The sequence below is a fragment of the Cupriavidus sp. GW823-FHT07A04 genome, assembly GCF_058794615.1.
Window position 1 is genome coordinate 267,107 of sequence record NZ_JBXAHA010000009.1, and the last position, 20,058, is coordinate 287,164.

18 protein-coding genes and 3 tRNA genes are annotated in these 20,058 nt (G+C 63.8%); 3 read left to right on the forward strand and 18 right to left on the reverse strand.

Annotation, left to right across the window (positions count from 1 at the left end; translation table 11 throughout):
* Positions 1 to 39 precede the first annotated feature (39 nt).
* Positions 40 to 1,143, reverse strand: coding sequence for a YeiH family protein (locus tag AC1Q7Q_RS17800; RefSeq protein WP_492374581.1), 1,104 nt, complete (start codon positions 1,141 to 1,143; stop codon positions 40 to 42).
* A gap of 124 nt (positions 1,144 to 1,267) precedes the next feature.
* Between AC1Q7Q_RS17800 and AC1Q7Q_RS17805 the strand changes: the two genes are divergently transcribed.
* The gene (locus AC1Q7Q_RS17805) at positions 1,268 to 2,173 is read left to right on the forward strand and encodes a LysR family transcriptional regulator (RefSeq protein ID WP_492374582.1); all 906 of its coding nucleotides are present in this window, start codon (positions 1,268 to 1,270) and stop codon (positions 2,171 to 2,173) included.
* 27 nt (positions 2,174 to 2,200) lie between these two features.
* Here the strand turns inward: AC1Q7Q_RS17805 and AC1Q7Q_RS17810 are convergent, their stop codons facing one another.
* The 7 genes from AC1Q7Q_RS17810 to uvrC all read right to left on the reverse strand — a co-directional run bounded on the left by AC1Q7Q_RS17810 (position 2,201) and on the right by uvrC (position 9,219).
* On the reverse strand, positions 2,201 to 3,439 hold the full coding sequence (locus AC1Q7Q_RS17810) for a cation:proton antiporter domain-containing protein (RefSeq protein WP_492374583.1): 1,239 nt from the start codon (positions 3,437 to 3,439) through the stop codon (positions 2,201 to 2,203).
* A gap of 386 nt (positions 3,440 to 3,825) precedes the next feature.
* Positions 3,826 to 5,370, reverse strand: a complete 1,545-nt coding sequence (locus AC1Q7Q_RS17815) for a methyl-accepting chemotaxis protein (RefSeq protein ID WP_492374584.1) — start codon at positions 5,368 to 5,370, stop codon at positions 3,826 to 3,828.
* Positions 5,371 to 5,807: 437 nt separating this feature from the next.
* Positions 5,808 to 5,881, reverse strand: a tRNA-Cys gene (locus AC1Q7Q_RS17820).
* A gap of 104 nt (positions 5,882 to 5,985) precedes the next feature.
* Positions 5,986 to 6,061, reverse strand: a tRNA-Gly gene (locus AC1Q7Q_RS17825).
* A 79-nt stretch (positions 6,062 to 6,140) separates the two neighbouring features.
* Positions 6,141 to 6,216 (reverse strand) — tRNA-Gly (locus AC1Q7Q_RS17830).
* A 167-nt stretch (positions 6,217 to 6,383) separates the two neighbouring features.
* The gene (gene pgsA, locus AC1Q7Q_RS17835; RefSeq protein ID WP_043347835.1) at positions 6,384 to 6,986 is read right to left on the reverse strand and encodes a CDP-diacylglycerol--glycerol-3-phosphate 3-phosphatidyltransferase; all 603 of its coding nucleotides are present in this window, start codon (positions 6,984 to 6,986) and stop codon (positions 6,384 to 6,386) included.
* A gap of 103 nt (positions 6,987 to 7,089) precedes the next feature.
* Positions 7,090 to 9,219 carry an excinuclease ABC subunit UvrC gene (gene uvrC, locus AC1Q7Q_RS17840; RefSeq protein WP_492374585.1) on the reverse strand — a complete coding sequence of 710 codons (2,130 nt, stop codon included), beginning with the start codon at positions 9,217 to 9,219 and terminating at the stop codon, positions 7,090 to 7,092.
* 112 nt (positions 9,220 to 9,331) lie between these two features.
* Here uvrC and earP point away from each other — a divergent pair, with 112 nt between their 5' ends.
* Both earP and efp read left to right on the forward strand, forming a co-directional pair.
* The gene (gene earP, locus AC1Q7Q_RS17845; RefSeq protein ID WP_492374586.1) at positions 9,332 to 10,534 is read left to right on the forward strand and encodes an elongation factor P maturation arginine rhamnosyltransferase EarP; all 1,203 of its coding nucleotides are present in this window, start codon (positions 9,332 to 9,334) and stop codon (positions 10,532 to 10,534) included.
* Between the two features lie 126 nt (positions 10,535 to 10,660).
* Positions 10,661 to 11,221, forward strand: coding sequence for an elongation factor P (gene efp / locus AC1Q7Q_RS17850; protein ID WP_043347839.1), 561 nt, complete (start codon positions 10,661 to 10,663; stop codon positions 11,219 to 11,221).
* 110 nt (positions 11,222 to 11,331) lie between these two features.
* On the opposite strand, the gene nagZ is transcribed toward efp, so the two are convergent.
* The 10 genes from nagZ to AC1Q7Q_RS17900 all read right to left on the reverse strand — a co-directional run bounded on the left by nagZ (position 11,332) and on the right by AC1Q7Q_RS17900 (position 20,051).
* Complete coding sequence (nagZ, locus tag AC1Q7Q_RS17855; protein WP_492374587.1) at positions 11,332 to 12,381, reverse strand: beta-N-acetylhexosaminidase; 1,050 nt, start codon at positions 12,379 to 12,381, stop codon at positions 11,332 to 11,334.
* Positions 12,378 to 12,821, reverse strand: coding sequence for a holo-ACP synthase (gene acpS / locus AC1Q7Q_RS17860; protein WP_492374588.1), 444 nt, complete (start codon positions 12,819 to 12,821; stop codon positions 12,378 to 12,380). The genes nagZ and acpS overlap by 4 nt, the downstream gene beginning before the upstream one ends.
* Positions 12,818 to 13,600, reverse strand: coding sequence for a pyridoxine 5'-phosphate synthase (pdxJ, locus tag AC1Q7Q_RS17865; protein ID WP_492374589.1), 783 nt, complete (start codon positions 13,598 to 13,600; stop codon positions 12,818 to 12,820). The genes acpS and pdxJ overlap by 4 nt, the downstream gene beginning before the upstream one ends.
* A gap of 30 nt (positions 13,601 to 13,630) precedes the next feature.
* Entirely contained in the window at positions 13,631 to 14,509 is an 879-nt protein-coding gene (gene recO / locus AC1Q7Q_RS17870; protein ID WP_416049174.1) for a DNA repair protein RecO, read from the reverse strand.
* Positions 14,502 to 15,437 (reverse strand): GTPase Era, encoded by a 936-nt coding sequence (gene era, locus AC1Q7Q_RS17875; protein WP_174425095.1) that lies wholly within the window; start codon positions 15,435 to 15,437, stop codon positions 14,502 to 14,504. Before era ends, recO begins: the two co-directional genes overlap by 8 nt.
* Positions 15,434 to 16,204, reverse strand: coding sequence for a ribonuclease III (gene rnc, locus AC1Q7Q_RS17880; protein ID WP_020205117.1), 771 nt, complete (start codon positions 16,202 to 16,204; stop codon positions 15,434 to 15,436). The genes era and rnc overlap by 4 nt, the downstream gene beginning before the upstream one ends.
* A 1-nt stretch (position 16,205) precedes the next feature.
* A complete protein-coding gene (locus AC1Q7Q_RS17885; protein WP_492374590.1) occupies positions 16,206 to 16,673 on the reverse strand; it encodes a DUF4845 domain-containing protein in 468 nt (155 codons plus the stop codon).
* A 51-nt stretch (positions 16,674 to 16,724) separates the two neighbouring features.
* Positions 16,725 to 17,624 carry a signal peptidase I gene (gene lepB / locus AC1Q7Q_RS17890; protein ID WP_174425133.1) on the reverse strand — a complete coding sequence of 300 codons (900 nt, stop codon included), beginning with the start codon at positions 17,622 to 17,624 and terminating at the stop codon, positions 16,725 to 16,727.
* Between the two features lie 87 nt (positions 17,625 to 17,711).
* Positions 17,712 to 19,505: a translation elongation factor 4 gene (lepA, locus tag AC1Q7Q_RS17895; protein ID WP_150983163.1), complete on the reverse strand. Its 1,794-nt coding sequence runs from the start codon at positions 19,503 to 19,505 to the stop codon at positions 17,712 to 17,714.
* A 240-nt stretch (positions 19,506 to 19,745) separates the two neighbouring features.
* The gene (locus AC1Q7Q_RS17900) at positions 19,746 to 20,051 is read right to left on the reverse strand and encodes a glutaredoxin family protein (RefSeq protein ID WP_492374591.1); all 306 of its coding nucleotides are present in this window, start codon (positions 20,049 to 20,051) and stop codon (positions 19,746 to 19,748) included.
* Positions 20,052 to 20,058: the final 7 nt, after the last annotated feature.

Genomic DNA, 20,058 nt, shown 5'->3' on the forward strand with positions numbered 1-20,058 from the left:
CCCCAGCTTCCGCCCTCCCCCTGTCCCGGCTTTGCGCGCTCAGGCCACCGCCGCGCACAACAGCGCGCCACCGCACACCAGGAACACAAACAGCAGGCCGGCCAGCACCAGGGGCTTGCGCCCGGCGCGCAGCAAGGTGCCGATGCGGGTGTGCAAGCCAATTGCCAGCATCGCGCAGGCAAGCAGCCAGTTATCGAAGGCCAGCAGGGCAGGCTTCCAGCCCTGGGGCACAAGGCCCGCCGAATGCACGGCCATCACCGCCACGAAACCCACCGCAAACCACGGGATCGCCTTCAGGATGGCACCCCACGGACGCCCGCCTGCCGCCTTCTCGCCTTTGCCGTCTTCCTCCAGCCCGATGCCGGCCTTCGGCCACAACGCCAGCACCAGCAACAGCGGACCCAGCGCCAACACGCGCACCATCTTGGTCACCACGGCGGCATCCGCGGTGGCATCGCTGACCATCTTGCCCGAGGCGATAACCTGTGCCACCTCGTGCAGCGTGGCGCCAGTGTAGATGCCAAACGTGCGCTCGCTGATGGCAAGGTGCCAGTGCTGGGTGGCCAGCTCAAACAGATAGGGATACAGCAGCATGCCAGCCGTGCCGAACAGCACCACCGTGGCCACGGCCACGGCCGTCTGGCGGTCGTCGGTGCGCACCACCGAAGCCACCGCGATGGCCGCCGCGGCGCCACATACGGCGCTGCCCGCGCTAACGAGGATGGCTTCACGGCGGCTTAGTCCCAGCAGCGAAGAACCGATCCAGATCCCCAGCAACATGGTCGAGACCAGCATGGCCAGCGGCACCAGCACGCCTGCCAAGCCCAGGTCGGCGATAGCGCCGAAGGTGAGGCGCAGGCCATACAACGCCACGCCGAGGCGCAGCAGTTGCTGGCGTGCCAGCTGCATGCCCGGCGCAAGCGGGGTGAGCCAGCGTTGCGGCAGCGTATTGCCCGCCACCATGCCGGCGAACATGGCCAGCGTCAGCGCGCTCATGCCGAGGTGAGAGACCGCCGGGTTGGCCGAGAACACCATGGCCAGCCAGGCGATGAAACCCAGCGGCACCAGCGTCAAGACCCGGGTCGGCCACGAAGGCGGTTCGGTGCCGAGATTGGCAACTGCGGACGATTGAATGGAAGACATGGCGGGGGTCCTGCCCGTAACGCCGGAGGGCTTCGGGGCGCATATTGAATATGTCCGAAGCGTACTTAGCAGGCAGAAATCTGTAAAACAGGTAATATCGCTATACATTACCTGCTTTACAGATATGACCCATCGCCCGCTACGCCTGACCCTGCGCCAACTCTCCGTGTTCGTCGCGGTGGCCCAGCACGGCAGCACCGTGGCTGCGGCCGATGCGCTGGCCATGTCGCAATCCGCGGTCAGCGCCGCGCTGGCGGATCTGGAGGCCACGCTGGGCGGCGCCCTCTTTGACCGGGTCGCGCGCCGCCTGAGCATCAATGAGACCGGCCGGCTGTTTTTCCCGCGCGCACTGTCGCTGCTGGACCAGGCACAGGAACTCGAGCGCTTCACCGTGCAACCCGGGGTGCAACTGCGCATTGCCGCCAGCAACACCATCGGCAGCTATATCCTGCCGGGTCTGCTCGCGGGTTTTCGACATGCACAGAGCGGGCCCTGCGCGCTCGACATGCGCATTGGCAACACGCGCGAGGTCCTGCAGGCGTTGCTGCATTTCGAGGCGGACATCGGGCTGATCGAGGGCACATGCCACGAGCGCGACCTGCGCAGCGCCCACTGGCGGGACGATGTGATGGTGGTAGTGGTCAGCCCGTCACACCCGCTCGCAAGCTACCCTGGCAATCTGGCTGCCTTGCGCGACGCCGACTGGGTCGTGCGCGAACCCGGCTCGGGCACGCGCGAGATCATCGAACAGCGGCTGGCACCACTGCTGGGCGAGTTGCGCTTTGCGCTGGAGCTGGGCAACTCCGAAGCGATCAAGCGTGCCGTGATGAGCGGCTATGGAGTGAGTTGCCTGTCGCTGCAGGTGGTGGAAGACGAATTGCAACGCGGCACACTGGTGGCGCTGCGCAATGGCCTGCCCGACGTGGTGAGGCCGCTGCACCTCGTGGTTCACCAGGACAAGTACCCTACGCAGGGCCTGCTGGCCTTTACGGAGTATCTTCGCCGCGATGCCGCGGCGACCAGCCAGTGAGCTGCGCAAGCCGCTGCATGCCCGCGCTCACGCGGGGTGGGGATCCGCTTCGCCTGCATGCTTGGCGGTATAGCGATCGAGCAGGTGGAACAGCAGCGGGTTCAGCACGATGGACAGCAGCGCGCCTGCCAGGATCAGGGCGTGGCCCCGCTCAGGCAGGATCTTCAGATAGACACCGAGGCCCGCGAGGATAAAGGAGAACTCGCCGATCTGGGCCAGGCTGACCGCGATGGTCATGCCGGTACGGGTGGAATGCCCGAACACCCGAACGATGCAAAGCGCAGCGAGCGATTTGCCCACCACGATGATGAACAGCGTGGCCAGCACGCCCCAGGGGTCGTTGATCAGCACCATGGGGTTGAACAGCATGCCGACCGAAACAAAGAACAGCACTGCAAACGCATCGCGCAGGGGCAGCGACTCCTCTGCCGCGCGGTGACTGAATTCCGACTCCGCCAGCACCATGCCTGCAAAGAATGCACCGAGCGCAAACGACACGCCAAACAGCGAGTACGCGCCAAAGGCCACGCCGAGCGCCGTTGCCAACACCGCCAGACGGAAGAGTTCACGGCTCCCGGTCCAGACGATGCGCTCCAGCATCCAGGGAATAAAGCGACGGCCGATCACCAGCATCACCGCGACGAAGGCAGCCACCTTGCCCAGGGTAGCGAACACGGCGAACACGATGTCGCCGGAGTCCGGTGCGGCCGCGCCTGACGCCGTGGCATCTGCGGACGGCGTGAGCAGGCCCGCCAGCGCCGGCAGCAGCACCAGCGTCAGCACCATGGCCAGGTCTTCCACGATCAGCCAGCCCACCGCGATCCGGCCCTGCGGCGACTCCACCAGCTCGCGCTCCTGCAAAGCTTTGAGCAATACCACGGTGCTAGCCACCGAAAGCGCCAGCCCGAAGACCAGGCCTGGCCCCCATTCCCAGCCAAAGCCCCAGGCCGCGCCCATCCCGAGCAAGGTGGCGATGCCGATCTGTACCACCGCCCCGGGAATGGCGATCGTTTTCACCGCCATCAGGTCTTTGAGCGAGAAATGCAAGCCAACCCCGAACATCAGCAGAATCACGCCAAGTTCCGCCAGTTCCGGCGCCAGCGCCTGGTCCGCGGTGTAGCCCGGCGTATACGGGCCAACCACGATGCCCGCGCACAAGTATCCGATCAGCGGCGGGAGCTTTAGCCGGTTGGCCAGCGCGCCCAATATAAACGCCAGGACGAGACCGCCGACGATGGTGCTGATGAGCGGGGTAGCGTGATGCATGCGTTCTGGGTTCCTCGTGCTTGGCCATGGCGGCGGTGACTGGACAACCCGCCCGCCCCCAGCGGCCGTATGGCGGGGACCACAAAGCGACCTCTGGGCCGCGCTGCGGCGTTGAACGCCGGGCACAGGCCGAGAGGTACCGCACTGATTGAGGGAAAACGGGAACGGGAGTTTTACGGCAGCCTGGAGGCAAAAAGCGCGGCATGAGTCCAAGCGGACGACGATGGCACGCTGTTCAGGTCGGATATCCCCTGAACGCCCCGTGAAGACTACAACATGGAATGTAACACGATCACCACAATGGCAAAGCGCGGAATCGGGGCAGGATGTGCCCCCATCCCCGCGCAAGTGCGCCGCCCCACCTGCCATCCCGCCGCCCTGAAGTCCTACCGCCCGGCCAACTGGAACGTCGCCACGGTATCGCGCAGCTTGTCGGCCTGCTCTTCCAGCGATTGCGCAGCCGCTGCCGCCTGCTCCACCAAAGCTGCGTTCTGCTGCGTGACCTGGTCCATCTGCCCGACGGCCTGGTTGATCTGCTCGATCCCGGTGCTCTGCTCGCTCGACGCCGCGGCAATCTCCCCGATGATGTCGGAGACGCGCCGCACGGCCTGGCGAATCTCGCTCATGGTCTTGCCCGCACCCTCGGCCTGCGTCGAGCCCTGGCGAACCGTGTCCACCGAGGTGTCGATCAAATCCTTGATTTCCTTCGCCGCGCTGGACGAACGCTGGGCCAGGCTGCGTACCTCGCCAGCCACAACCGCAAAGCCGCGGCCCTGCTCGCCGGCGCGCGCCGCCTCGACCGCCGCATTGAGCGCGAGGATATTGGTCTGGAAGGCGATGCCCTCGATCAGCGTGGTGATTTCAGCAATGCGGGTGGAACTGGTGCTGATTGCACCCATGGTTTCCACCATCTGCTGCACGGCCGTGCTGCCTTGCTCCGCCACCTCGGCGGCATTGTCCGCCAGGCTGCTGGCCTGGCGCGCATTGTCGGCATTCTGGCGCACGGTCGTGGTCAACTCTTCCATGCTGGCGGCAGACTGCTCCAGCGATGCCGCCTGCTGCTCGGTACGCGTGGACAGATCCGCGTTGCCCGCCGCAATCTGGTGGGCGGCCGTACTGACCGAGTCGGTCGACGAGCGGACTTCATGCAGTGCCGACGCCACGCGCTCTATCAACTGGTTGAAAGCAATCGCCGTGCGCCCGATCTCATCCTCATGGCGCACCGAAGCGCGGCGATTGAGGTCGAGCGACTCGCTCACATAGCGCAGGGTCTGCTCAATCTCGGCAAGGCTGTTGTGGATGTGGCGGTAGAGCGAATAGCCAAGCGTACCGGTAACCAGAAAGCCGCAGGCAATGATCGCCGAGAAGACCGTCAAGGCCAGTCCGTATGCCTTGCCGTTGCTCACCACCACCTGCTCGCCCAGACCCGCGTTATACGCCACGTGCTTGTTGATGGCGGTGCGCAGCGCCGAGGCCGCGACAAAGAGCGAGCCCCCCATCAGCATGCCACGCGCACCTTCATCGTCGTTGGCGGCGAAGCGCTCCAGGAAGCGCTCCCGCTCCGCGCGATATTGCCTCGCCGCGGCGCGGTCCGCCTCCAGCATCTGGCGGTCTGTCTCGTCGGAAATATCGCTGCGCTCGTAGGTCGCGACCGTGCTGTCGAAAACCGCATCCGCCTCCGCCAACGCCTTCGTGGCTTCGGCGCGGCTGCTCGCCTCCGGCGACAAGGCATAGCGGTAGAGCGACACGCGCATGGTGCTGACGGTATCCCGCAGGTCGCTCAGCGTGCGAACGCTGATGAGCGTGTTGTCATTGAAGTAGGTAAAACGCTCCTGCGACTCGCGAAGCTGCCAGAGGCCGCCGACTCCGACGGCAAGCAGGGCCAGCAAGGCCAGCGACAAGGTAGCTAAGAGGCGTTGGGTGATGTTCATGACGCAATGTCGGCGCGCGCGAGAGGGCGGCACCGATTCTCCAAGAAAGGTGGACGATGAAATGACGCCCGTGAGCAACGGGAACGGGGTCAAGCAGTCTGTTTTGGAAGCGCGCTTGCAACAATCTCGGAATCCGGTGAGCCGTCTTTTGGACGACCCTCACATCCGCCTTTACGGCAGCCACTGGAATAGCTGAAGCAGAATTGGGAAATACAACAAAAATAAGCGACGATATTAGGACTTGTCCTAAAAATCGGAGAGGATAAACGACAAAAAAGAGCCGAGACGCGCAATCTAGCGGAAATTTGAGGGGAAAAAAGAGGGGGAAGAAGGAGGGGAAAGGAAGAGGGAATTGCCGGTGCGGATGGCGCCAGCGATCGGATCGCCAGAAAGCAAAAAGCGCCACCGGTTAGGGTAGCGCTAAGTGCTTGAAGTACTGGAGGCGGGGGTCGGAATCGAACCGGCGTACACGGCTTTGCAGGCCGCTGCATGACCACTCTGCCACCCCGCCGGGTGACGGCTGCTGGATTGTAGCCGCATTCGCCAGACCCTGCCGGGCTGCGCTTGCGCACTACCATCACAAACAAAAAGGGAAGCGGTGCTTCCCTTTGGGATTGGAGCGGGAGACGAGGCTCGAACTCGCGACCTCAACCTTGGCAAGGTTGCGCTCTACCAACTGAGCTACTCCCGCATTTACTACTTTGACTACTCTGCGTGCCAACCTGGAACCACAAAACACACATTGTGGACTTCCAGACTTAACCGAAACCTGGAGCGGGAGACGAGGCTCGAACTCGCGACCTCAACCTTGGCAAGGTTGCGCTCTACCAACTGAGCTACTCCCGCAGGATCCTGCTAACTTCTTACTTAAAACACAGCTTCTGTGCCGATACCGCTCACATCTCGCTACATTCTTGCTGCTTTTCGCTTCGTTCGGTTTGTTTCGTCAGAAGCGAGAACAGGATTATTGCAAATCAGCGGCGTGGTCGTCAAGCATATTTTTCATCGAACCATCACTTTTGTGCGGTGGCCTCGCCACTCAAGCCACTGCGCTCGCGAATCTGCGGCCACGCCAGCTTCATGTAATAGAACATCGACCACAGGGTCAGCACCGCCGCCACATAGATCAGCCATGCGCCCAGCACGGAAGCATCGACGATGCCGAACAGGCTATCGTTGAAGAGCAGCAAAGGGATCGCGATCATCTGGAAGGTGGTCTTGAGCTTGCCGAGGAAATTCACCGCGACGCTCTTCGACGCCCCGATCTGCGCCATCCACTCGCGCAGCGCGGAGATGGTGATCTCCCGGCCAATGATCACCAGCGCGATCAGGTCGGCCACCCGGCCCAGCGCCAGCAGCGACAGCAGCGCGGCCGCCACCATCAGCTTGTCGGCGACCGGATCGAGAAAGGCGCCAAAGGAAGACGTCTGGTTCCAGCGCCTGGCCAGGAAACCGTCCAGCCAGTCTGTGACCGCGGCCACGATGAAAAAACCGGCTGCCGTCATGTTCTTGGCATGCATGGGCAGCCATGCTTCAGGCAGGTAGTACACGCCCACCACGAGGGGAATCATGGCAACACGGAGCCAGGTCAGCAGGATCGGTATATTCAGCGGCATGGGGGCTCGGAACGAGACGACGGCAATGGGCAACGCCGAGATTGTCGCCTATTTCAACGATGGCCGAGCATTTCCTGCCACATTGGCATCGGATTTGGCCGGATCAATGTAGCTGCCGATAGATTTCCTCGGCCAGCGCGTGCGAGATGCCATCGACGCTGGCCAATTCGTCGATGCTGGCCGCGACCACCCCGCGCAGGCCGCCAAAGCGCGTGAGCAGCTTCTGCCGGCGGCGGGCGCCGACGCCCTCGATCTCCTCCAGCCGCGAGGTGTTGCGCACCTTGGCGCGGCGCGCGCGCATGCCGGTAATGGCAAAACGGTGCGCCTCGTCGCGAATCTGCGCCACCAGCATCAGTGCCGCACTGCCCTGCCCCAGCTCCAGCGAAGGGCGGCCATCGGCGAAGATCAGCGTCTCCAGCCCGACCTTGCGGCCCTCGCCCTTGGCCACGCCGACCAACAACCCGATATCGAGGCCAAGCTCCTCGAACACCTGGCGCGCAACCTCCACCTGGCCCTTGCCGCCATCGATCAGCACCACGTTCGGCACCAGCGCCAGCGCACCGGACGCCCCCGCCTCGCCGCCTTGCTCGCCCCCCTCGGGGACGGGCTCCTGCGCCGGCGCCTGCTCCAGCATCTCCACCAGCTTCTGGTAGCGGCGGGTCAGCACCTGACGCATGGCGGCGTAGTCGTCGCCAGGCGTGATGTCCTGGATGTTGTAGCGGCGGTACTCGGCGTTCTGCATTTCATGATGGTGGAAGACCACGCAAGACGCTTGCGTGGCCTCGCCAGCGGTGTGGCTGATGTCGAAGCATTCGACCCGCAGCAAAGCGAGGTCTTCCATGTCGATGCCGATTGTCTCGGCCAGCGCGCGCGTACGGGCCTGCTGGCTGCCTTGCTCAGCCAGGCGGCGCGACAGCGCCAGCTCGGCGCCTTTCTGCGCCATCTCGAGCCAGGACCGGCGCTGCCCCTGCGGCTGGCGCACCAGCGTGACCTTGCGCCCCGCCTGCATCGACAATGCCTCCAACAGGGCCTTGTCCGGCGGCAGGTGGCTCACCACCAGGATCGGCGGCACGGCCTGGTCCAGATAGTGCTGCGCCATGAAGGCGGACAGCACCTCGGCGGCGATGCGCTCGACCGGTATGCCGGCCGGGCCGCCGAGCGCTGCCGCGCCTTCGCCAGCTGCAACGCCAGGCTCGATTGGCGCGCTGGCACCGGCATCCTCGTCCTGGTGCCCGACAATCATCGCGCCCTCCTCGACGTGCGCCGGGAAATACGCCTTGTCGCCAAGATGGCGGCCGCCGCGCACCATCGCCAGGTTGACGCACGCACGGCCACCCTCCACCGCTACCGCAAGCACGTCGATATCGCTGGACTGCCCGACCTCCTCCACGGCCTGCCGCTTGAGCACGGTGGACAGCGCGCCGATCTGGTCGCGCACCGCCGCCGCCTGCTCGAACTCCAGCCGCCCGGCGTGCTCTTCCATCTTCGCCTGCAAGCCTTCGAGCACCTCGTTCTGACGGCCTTGCAAGAAGCGCGCCGCGTTGCTGACATCGCGCGTGTAATCCGCCTCGCTGATGGCGCCCACGCAAGGCCCGGTGCAACGGTGGATCTGATGCAGCAGGCATGGCCGCGTGCGATTGGTAAAGACGGTGTCCTCGCAGGTACGCAACTGGAACACGCGCTGCAGGATCTGCATGCTCTCCCGCACAGCGCCCGCGCTGGGGAACGGCCCGAAATACTGATGCTTGCGGTCGGTGGCGCCGCGGTAGTAGGCCATGCGCGGGAAGCGATGGCTGGTCAGCTTGACGAACGGATACGACTTGTCGTCGCGGAACAGGATGTTGTAGCGCGGCGCCAGCGCCTTGATCAGGTTGTTCTCCAGCAGCAGCGCCTCGGCCTCGGTGCGCACCACCGTGGTATCGATGCGCACGATCTTGGCCACCATCATGGCAATGCGCGGCGACAGCAGCGTCTTGTTGAAGTAGCTGGAGACGCGTTTTTTCAGGTCGCGCGCCTTGCCCACGTAAAGGACATTGCCTTGGGCATCGAAGTAGCGGTAGACCCCGGGCAGGCCGGGCAATTGCGCAATCACGGCCTTGGCGTCGAATGGAGCGTCCGACACAGGTTCGGCAGGGGCCGCCAAGGACGCCTTGGCCGGCTGCTCGGGCAACCCATCCGGCTGGGTGGAGGCGGACGCGCCCTGATCGTGGGTTTCAGGTTCCTGCTGGGACATCGGTAGCGAATTGACCGTGGATTGGCCGGTGGCGCGCATACCCGGCAGGGCCAAGGCGCAACAAGCTCTAAAATCGCAAGTTTAGAGCAAATCCTTGCGGAGTCCCGCCACCATGCCCACTCAGCCCGATCGCGCCATCCGCTCCTGGGACATCTTCTGCACCGTCATCGACAACTATGGCGATATCGGCGTCTGCTGGCGGCTGGCACGCCAGCTGGCCCAGGAACACGGCCACGCCGTGCGCCTGTGGGTGGATGACCTGGCCAGCTTCGCGCGCCTTGCGCCAGGCCTCGACGTCGCCGCCCCAGAGCAAGTGCTTGCCGGCGTGACGATTCGCCCGTGGCGGCGCGCGGACGAGGAAAGCGCCGAGGAGAGCGCCGCGCGCTTCGCGGGGGTCACGCCGCACGATGCGGTGATCGAGTCCTTCGCCTGCGACCTGCCGGCCACATTCCTGGCCGCCATGGCTGTATGCGAGCCCAAACCGGCCTGGATCAATCTCGAATACATGAGCGCCGAGCCCTGGGTCAGGGAACACCACGGCATGGCCTCGCCCCACCCGCGCCTGCCACTGGTCAAGTATTTCTTCTTCCCCGGCTTCGAGCCCGGCACGGGCGGCCTGCTGCGCGAAGCCATGCTCGGCATGCAGCGCGAGCACCTGCGCACCAGCCCCGCGGCCCAAGCCGCGCTCTGGCATCGCCTTGGCTTCCAGCCCATCGACGGCGCGCTGAAAGTCAGCCTGTTCGCGTATGCCAACGCGGCTTTGCCAGCGCTGCTCGCGCAATGGCGGGATGGCCCAGACCCGGTCCAGTGCCTGGTTCCGGCCGGCCTGGCGGCGCAACAGGCAAGCGAATGGTTCGGGGCGGCCGGTTGCATGCCCGGCAGCGCCTTCGAGCGCGGCAACCTGACCGTACAGGTGGTGCCCTTTGTGCGCCAGGAGCACTACGATGAACTGCTCTGGCTATGCGACCTGAACTTCGTGCGTGGCGAGGATTCGTTCGTGCGCGCGCAGTGGGCTGGCCGACCCTTTGTCTGGCATATCTACCCGCAATCCGACGCGGCGCACATGGTCAAGCTCGATGCCTTCCTGGCTCTGTTCCGGCATCGGCTGGAACAAAGCGGCCAGATTGAGGTTGTCAATGCACTTTCCACCTTCTGGCACAGCTGGAATAAGGATGGTGAATCACCTGACTGGTCGCGCCTGCGCCCCCATCTGCCCGTGCTGGGTGCCGCCACCGAGCGGTGGCAGCGCAGCCTGCAGCACCTCGGCGACCTGGCCGCAAATCTCGTGGCCTTCTGCGAAAATCGGGTAAAATAGTGGGTTATTTTGATGGTGACCAGGCCGGAAGACGGAAACGCCCCGCGCAAGCTTGCGCGCAGTGTGTCGGCAGAGCGCCTTCGCCATACCGAATTCCGAGACATTCTTTTTCAGGAAATAGTTCAGATGAAAACCGCACAAGAACTCCGCGTCGGCAACGTATTCATGATCGGTACCGACCCGATGGTCGTGCAGAAGGCTGAGTACAACAAGTCGGGCCGCAACTCCGCCGTGGTCAAGATGAAGTACAAGAACCTGCTGACGGAAGCCCCGGGTGAATCCGTCTTCAAGGCTGACGACAAGTTTGAAGTCGTGATGCTGGAACGCCGCGAATGCACCTACTCGTACTTCGCCGACCCGATGTACGTGTTCATGGATACCGACTTCAACCAGTACGAAGTCGAGCAGGACAGCATGGGTGACTCGCTGAACTACCTCGAAGACGGCATGACCGTCGAAGTGGTGTTCTACAACGACAAGGCCATCTCGGTGGATATGCCGACCACGCTGGTCCGCGAGATCACCTACACCGAGCCGGCCGTCAAGGGCGACACCTCGTCGGGCAAGGTGCTCAAGGGCGCCAAGATCAACACCGGCTTCGAGCTGCAAGTGCCGCTGTTCTGCAGCATCGGCGACAAGATCGAAATCGACACCCGTACCGGCGAATACCGCAGCCGCGCAAACTAAGCGCAGCTGATTCGCCGCCATCCGCAGCGCGGGTGGCGCAACGGAAAAAGGGCAGCTTCGGCTGCCCTTTTCTTTTCCCTGCTGCTTAGCGGTCTTCGGCGAATGCGGCGTCAGGCTATCAGGCCGTGGCGCTTGAGCACGCCCATCGCGGCGGCGTACTCCGCCTCTTGCATCAACTTGTTCCAGTCCAGCGGCTTGCGGCGCCCGAACAGGCGGCGGATACGGCGTTGCGAGGTCTTGCCGATACGCACATCGAGCTCATCCAGCAACTGGTCGGCCCGCTCCGGATGGTTGCAGATCAGCACCATGTCGCATCCGGCGCCCAAGGCAGCACGCGCAGCCTCGGTCACCGTGCCTGCCACGCTGGCCCCTTCCATGCTCAGGTCATCGCTGAAGATCACGCCTTCGAAGCCCAACTGGGTACGCAGCACGTCCTGCAGCCAGTAGCGAGAGAAGCCGGCCGGGTGCGGGTCGACCTTGGGGTAGATCACGTGCGCCGGCATCACCGATGACAGCGTCATCCCCATCCACTCGTAAGGGCGCGCATCCTGCGAGAGGATCTCGTCAAGGCCGCGCTCGTCCACCGGCACGGCCACATGCGAATCCGCGGCCACAAAGCCGTGCCCCGGGAAGTGCTTGCCGCAATTGGCCATGCCGGCAAGCAGCAGGCCGTGGGTCAGGTGGTTGGCGAGCATGGTCACCACACGCGGGTCAGCGTGGAAGGCACGGTCGCCGATCACGGCGCTGAGCCCGTAGTCCAGGTCGAGCACGGGGGTGAAGCTCAGGTCGATATCGCACGCGCGCAACTCGGCCGCCAGCACGTAGCCGCAGGCCACGGCCGCCTTGGTTGCCGCCAGCACGTCCTGGTCCCACAACGCGCCAAGCCGGGCCATGGCCGGCAGGTGCGTGAAGCCATCGGTCTTGGCGCGCTGCACCCGGCCACCCTCGTGATCGATGCAGATCAGCACATCGTCGCGCACGGCGCGGATCTCATGCGTCAGTGCCTGCAGTTGCGCGCGCGACTCGAAGTTGCGCGCGAACAGGATCACGCCGCCGGTCAGCGGGTGAGAGATGCGGCGGACATCGTCCGTATCGAGTTGCTTGCCTTTGACATCGAGTACAACCGGACCCGGCCGTTTACCGGAAATCTTCTTGATCATTTGGATTCTTCACTAGGCTGGGAGGCGAGCGGCAGGCTGACGCCAGCGCCGCCCGGCTCGGCAATCGCAAAAGCGACCGCATAATCGTGTTCGTCGCTGACACTGACCCGCACCACGAGGCCGCGCTCCCGCAGCCAGGCGTCGAGCTCGCCGTGGCAATGCGGATACGGCTCGCCGGAGGGCAGGTTCAGCAGCTCCATCGCGCGCCAGGTCATCGGCCAGCGCATGCCCAGGCCGATCGCCTTGGAGAAGGCCTCCTTGGCAGCGAAACGCGTGGCCAGGAAAGCGAGCCCGCGTTTTTCCGAGCGCGCCTTGCGGGCGTGGTACTTCTGGAGTTCCTGCGGACCGAGCACCTTCTCGGCAAACCGGCCGCGCGTGCGCTCCATCACGCCCTGCACGCGCTCGATCTGGATGATGTCGGTGCCGATGCCGTAGATCACGCTGCGGCGTCCGGGCGCGGATAGGTAGTGCCCAGCCGCGCGGCAACCATGATGGCCTTCATCTCGCGCACGGCATTCTGCCAGCCGACAAAGACCGCATGCGCGACGATGGCGTGGCCGATATTCAGTTCCTTGATGCCATGCAGCGCGGCCACCGGCTGCACATTGGTGTAGTGCAGGCCGTGGCCGGCGTTGACCACCAGGCCAAGCCGCACGCCGGCATCGACGCCTTCGGCGACGCGGCGCAACTCGGCGGCCTGCTCCTCGGCCGAATGCGCATCGGCGTAACGCCCGGTGTGCAGTTCCACCACAGGCGCGCCGCAAGCGGCAGCGGCTTCGATCTGCTCTACCTGCGCATCGATGAACAGCGAGACGCGAATGCCCGCATCGGCCAGTTGGCGGCAGGCGGCCTTGACCTGCTCGAAGCGCCCGGCTACGTCCAGGCCGCCTTCGGTGGTGACTTCCTCGCGCCGCTCGGGCACCAGGCAGACATCCTGCGGACGGATCCCGCAGGCGATGTCGAGCATTTCCTGGGTGATCGCGCACTCCAGGTTCATGCGCGTGGCCAGCAGCGGGCGCAGCGCGTGCACGTCAGCATCGCGGATATGGCGGCGGTCTTCGCGCAGGTGCAGCGTGATCAGGTCGGCGCCGGCCTGCTCGGCCTGCAGCGCTGCCTGGATCGGATCGGGATAGACCGTGCCGCGCGCATTGCGCAGCGTGGCCACGTGGTCGATATTGACGCCAAGGTCGATGACGCCGGGATGCGCGTGGAAGATCATGCGGGTGGGCTCTAAAGGCTCGGAAACAAATCAGAGATAGTGCAGGTCGATCAAAATCTGGCGCGTCTTCAGCGGCGCGCCTTGCAAATAATAATGCAGCAGGAAGCGCATCAGGGCACGACTTTGCGTGACAGTTTGTGTACGGCTATAGTCGTCCTGCGACATGTCGAGCAGCGTCTGGCCGGAAACCACCGGCCAGGATGATGGATCGCTGGCCTGCGCGCGACGCACGCCCCGCTCGGGCTGGTAGACATAGTCCAGCTCCGGCTCGACCGTCTCGCCGGAATTGGCGCACTCGTCGAAAGCGACCGCAAAGCCGGTTTCCTGCAGCAGCACACGCTCGAAGCCGCGCAGCACCAGTCCGGCAGGCTCGCCGTGCGAGAGCTGGGTCAGCGTGGCCATGTACTGGCGAAACAGGGTAACGTGGGCGTCTTCGCGGGCGCAAAAGCGCAGCAGCAATTCGTTGAGATAAAAACCCGAGAGCAAGGCGTCGCTTGCCAGCGGCAGCATGCCGCCAACCCACTCCGCGCGCGTCAGTGTCTTGACCTCGCCGCGGCCGCTCCATGACAGGGAGATCGGCTGGAAATGCTGGAGTACCGGGCGCAGCGCCGAATGCGGCCGCTTGGCGCCCTTGGCCACCATGGCGACGCGCCCGTGGTCACGCGTGAACACGTCGAGGATCAGGCTGGTTTCGCGGTAAGGCCAGGCATGCAGCACGAAGCCGGGCTGGTTGGCGACGCGCAGCTCGGTGCGCGCCGGCACAATGCGCAACGCGCGATCCATCATCGCGCGCTGCTCCGCCACTGCCATGCCAGGCACGGCATGGCTGCCCAGCAGTTCGGCGGCTTCTTCCACCACCGGGTCAATGCGGCGGGCCTTCAGGGCAGGCCCGCCCGCTCTATCACTCATAGCCGTAGGCGCGCAATCCAGCTTCGTTGTCGGCCCAGCCGCTCTTGACCTTGATGAACATCTCCAGGTAGACCTTGCCGTCGAACAGCTTCTCCATGTCGATGCGGGCCTCCGTGGAAATGGTCTTGAGCTTGGCGCCCTTGTTGCCGATGATCATGGCCTTGTGCCCATCGCGCTCGACCAGGATGGTGGCAAAGATGCGCCGCAGCCGGCCTTCGGTCTCGAATTTCTCGATGATGACCGTGCTGGTGTAGGGCAGCTCGTCGCCGGTCCAGCGGAACACCTTCTCGCGGATGATCTCCGAGGCCATGAAGCGCTCGCTGCGATCGGTCATGGAGTCGGCGTCGTACATCGGCTCACCTTCCGGCAAGTAAGGCCGGATGATGGCGAGCAAGCGCTCGATGTGATCGTGGGTCTTGGCCGACATCGGCACCACTTCCGCGAACTGGAACTGGTGCCCCATCTTTTCCAGGAAGGGCATCATCACCTCGGCCCGGTCCGCGCCAAGGCGATCCAGCTTGTTGGTGACCAGCAGCACCGGCACTTTCTTGGGCAGCAGCGACAGCACCTTCTCGTCGTCGGCGCCGTAGTAGCCGGCCTCAACCACGAACAGCACCAGGTCCACCGACGACAGGGTCGAGGTGACGGCACGGTTCAGCGAGCGGTTCAGCGCGCTGGCATGGCGGGTCTGGAAACCCGGCGTATCGACGAAGACGAACTGGGCGTCCTCGGTAGTCTGGATGCCAACGATGCGGTGGCGCGTGGTCTGCGCCTTGCGGGAGGTGATGCTGACCTTCTGGCCAACCAGCGCGTTCATCAGCGTGGACTTGCCGACGTTGGGACGCCCGACAATCGCCACGGTGCCGCAACGAAAGGCTGCGCTTGGGGTACCCGCGGCATCTTGCTGCGGATTGGTAGATTCGGTCATTCCTTCAACCTGAGAGACAACTGGGGATCGGGCGGCACCGGCTGCTTGCGCGTCTTGCCGGTGCGCTCGGCCCGGCTGCGCTTGAGCAACTGGGGCACGAGTTTTTGCACCTCGTCGAGCGCCAGCTTGGCGGCGGCTTGTTCGGCGGCACGGCGCGACGCGCCGGTACCGAACACCCGCACTTCCAGTTTAGGCACGGTGCACTCGACTTCAAACTGCTGATTATGCGCGGCGCCATGGGTGGCGATCACGTTATATTGCGGCAGGGCTATCTTGTGGCCTTGCAGGTACTCCTGCAACAGCGTCTTGGCATCCTTGCCCAGTGTGCGCGGATCCACCTGCTCGAGGATGGGGATGTAGAGCTTGCGGATCAGTGTGCGCGCACCTTCGAAGCCGGCATCGAGGAATACGGCGCCGACGATGGCTTCCAGCGCATCGGCAAGAATCGAAGGGCGGCGGAAACCGCCGCTCTTCAGTTCGCCCTCGCCCAGGCGCAGCGCTTCGGACAACTGCAGCATCTGGGCAATTTCATACAGCGCCTGCTGCTTGACCAGGTTGGCGCGCACGCGGGAGAGATCGCCTTCGTCGAGCTTGCTGAACATGCCGTACAGCATATCGGCCACGGCGCAGTTCAGCACCGAATCGCCCAGGAATTCCAGGCGCTCGTTGTGCAAGGCACTGTGGCTGCGGTGCGTCAGCGCCTGCTGCAGCAATTCTGGCTTGCTGAAGCGGTAGCCGAGGCGTTGCTGCAAGGCATCGAGGTTCATGTCAGTACTGCGTTCCCGAATAGGTAATCATAAGGCTCAGAGGGCCGTATAACGGCACCTCGTTACGGTAGGAAAAACCCACCGAGCGGATCGTGCCATTGTCGTCCTCGTGAATGTCCAGATCGTCGCTGCGCACAGCGGTGATTCGGTCAATCTGTGCCTGCTTGGCGAAATAATCGGCCACTTCGCGCTTGTTGGATGCCTGTTGCTTGGCATAGCTGATGGCGCGCTTGACCGAAAAGTACTCCAGCAAGCTTGGAATCGCCCTGACCGCCGGGATCACGATGCCTCCGACGATCAAGATGACGATCAGCAAGCTGCCAAGGGAGAATCCGCGCACCTTGTACCGCCCCGCCAGACGCGCCCTCCCCCTCCTTGAACCAACCTCCCGACGCGATTGATCCGTTTGTTCTGCCAGTGCCGTTTGACCAGCCTGACCCTTCTGACCACTCTGACCCTGTTGACCCATGTTGCGCTTTCCCTCGCTTGACTGGAGTGATTTATTCGCGCCGCGGAAGGCTTACTTGAACGCCCCCACGCGTCCGATATTGCCGAGGTTCATCCAGATCAGGAATGCCCGGCCGACAATATTCTGATCGGGCACGAAGCCCCAATAACGTGAATCCAGGCTGTTGTCGCGGTTGTCGCCCATCACAAAATAGTGACCTTGCGGCACCTTGCAGGTCAGCCCCTGCTGATTGTAAGTGCAGTTTTCGCGGAACGGAAAATCGGGGTCCGCGCCGGAGACAAACGGCGGCCGGTCGGCGTCGTTGAGGATACCGTGCTCCGGGCCGTCGGGCAGCTTCTCGCGGAAGTGCTTCGAATACGAAAGCCGTTCTTCATCCAGGTAATCGGGCAGCGGGCTGTAATCGGCGGCCTTGCCGTTGATGGTCAGTCGCTTGTTCTGGTAGCTCACCACATCGCCCGGCACGCCGATCACACGCTTGATGTAGTCGAGGGACTGATCCTTCGGGTAGCGGAACACCATCACGTCGCCGCGCTTCGGGTCGCCGACCGAGAGGATCTTCTTGTTCACCACCGGCAGCCTGATGCCGTAGTCGTACTTGTTGACCAGGATGAAGTCGCCGATCAGCAGCGTCGGGATCATCGAGCCGGACGGGATCTTGAACGGCTCGACCACGAAGGAGCGCAGCACGAACACGGCCAGGATTACCGGGAAGAAGCTTGCGGAATACTCCAGCCACCAAGGCTGGCGCAGCTTTTCCTCGGCGAGGCGGCTACGCGACGTGTCGATCTCGCCGACGCCGTAGCGTCCCTGGAGATCGGCTTTGCGCGCATCGAACTCGGCCAGCGCGGACTGGGCGGAAAGCCGCCGCTGTTTCTCGAACACCAGTTTGTCGGCCACCCAGGCAATGCCCGTAATAACCACAAGCACAAAAAGGATCAGTGCAAAATTCATGTCGGCTAGATCGTCGTGTTGTTTTGATAGAGTCCGCGTCAACCACTGCCAGAAGCCTGCCGGCAGTGCCGGCGCGGCCCAGCCGGCTTACTTGTCGCCCACCTGCAGGATCGCGAGGAAGGCCTCCTGGGGAATCTCGACCGAACCCACTTGCTTCATGCGCTTCTTGCCTGCCTTTTGCTTCTCCAGCAGCTTCTTCTTACGCGAGATATCCCCGCCGTAGCACTTGGCAAGCACGTTCTTGCGCAGCGCCTTAACGTTCTCGCGCGCGATGATGTTGACGCCGATGGTGGCCTGGATGGCGACGTCGTACATCTGGCGCGGGATGATCTCGCGCATCTTGGACACGACTTCGCGGCCACGGTACTGCGAGTTGGAGCGGTGCACGATCACGGACAAGGCATCGACCTTGTCGCCGTTGATCAGGATGTCCACCTTGACCACGTCGGCGGCGCGATACTCCTTGAACTCGTAGTCCATCGAGGCGTAGCCGCGCGACACGGACTTCAGCCGGTCGAAGAAGTCCATGACGATTTCCGCCATCGGAATCTCATACGTAAGCTGCACCTGCTTGCCGTGATAGCTCATGTTGATCTGCGTGCCGCGCTTCTGCGTGCACAGCGTGATCACCGAGCCGACGTAAGCCTGCGGCATGTACAGGTTGACCGTGACGATGGGCTCGAGGATGTTCTCGATGCGGCTCGGGTCCGGCATCTTGGCCGGGTTCTCCACGATCAGCTTGGTCTTGTCGCGCATGTCGACCTCGTACACCACCGTCGGTGCGGTGGTGATGAGGTCCATGTCGAATTCGCGTTCCAGGCGCTCCTGCACGATCTCCATGTGCAGCAGACCCAGGAAGCCGCAGCGGAAGCCGAAGCCAAGCGCCTGCGACACCTCGGGCTCGTACTGCAGCGATGCGTCGTTGAGCTTGAGTTTTTCCAGCGATTCGCGCAGCGCTTCGTACTGGTTGGCTTCCACCGGGTACAGGCCGGCGAACACCTGCGGCTTGACTTCCTTGAAACCAGGCAGCGGCTCGGCCGCCTTGCGCGCCATGGTGGTGATGGTGTCACCCACCTTGGCGGCCTTCAATTCCTTGATGCCGGCGATCACGAAGCCCACCTGCCCTGCCTGCAGCGACTCGCGCGGCAGCGACTTGGGCGAGAACACGCCGACCTGCTCGACCAGGTGCTGCGAGCCCGTGGCCATCAGCAGGACCTTGTCCTTGGGCTTGAGGGTGCCGTTGACCACGCGCACCAGCATCACCACGCCCACGTAGTTGTCGAACCACGAGTCGATGATCAGGGCCTGCAGCGGAGCGGCGGGATCGCCCTTGGGCGGCGGCACGCGGGCGATCATCGCCTCAATGACGTCCTGCACGCCGAGGCCGGTCTTGGCCGAGCAAGGCGTGGCGTCATGCGCGTCGATGCCGATCACTTCCTCGATCTCGCGGATCGCGTTTTCGGGATCGGCTGACGGCAGGTCGATCTTGTTCAATACCGGCACCACTTCCACGCCGAGCTCGATCGCGGTGTAGCAGTTCGCGACGGTCTGCGCTTCCACGCCCTGCGAGGCATCGACCACCAGCAACGCGCCTTCGCAGGCGGACAACGAGCGGCTCACTTCATAGCTGAAGTCGACGTGTCCCGGGGTGTCGATGAGGTTGAGGTTGTAGATCTTGCCGTCACGCGCCTTGTAGCTCAGCGCGGCGGTCTGCGCCTTGATGGTGATGCCGCGCTCCTTCTCGATGTCCATCGAGTCAAGCACCTGCGCTTCCATCTCGCGATCGGACAGGCCTCCGCAGAGTTGGATGATGCGGTCGGCCAGGGTCGATTTACCGTGGTCGATGTGGGCGATGATCGAGAAATTGCGGATATGGTCCATCTGATACTCAGGGGTGCGCCGTTTCAGGCCACGAAGTGCCCGCGTGGGCACGCCGGGCGGCGCAGCAATTATGAACGGCCTGGAACTGGCGCCCTGCTGGGCGCACGCCGATCCCGGCCGCAGGTTGGTGACGCAGACTTTGCGCCAAAGTGCGATTTTACCGTATTTTCAAGGACTTCCGTATTGCGAAATGGACCACGGCGCTAGCCCTGCAGCCAGACCAGGCTTTGCCGGGCGCACTTATGTGCCATCGAACGCCCCATTACCCACCTGTTCGCCCGCCCGCGGCCCCGCATGTGCGGCCAACCACGCTCGCACCCGCTTTTCGTCAAGAAAGTAATGGCACAGCTCCACGTCCGGGCCGGCCGGGGAACCGGCCATCAGCACGGGCACCAGCTCGTCGAAACGGGCTATGGCCGCCAGATCGGCATCCACGTCCACCTCGTGCAAGACAAAGGAAAAATCGCGCCGGAGCGGCTCCAGCGCGATTTTCATGTCCTCGCACAGATGGCAGTAGCTCCTGCCATACAGTGTGAGATCGGCCATGATGGCG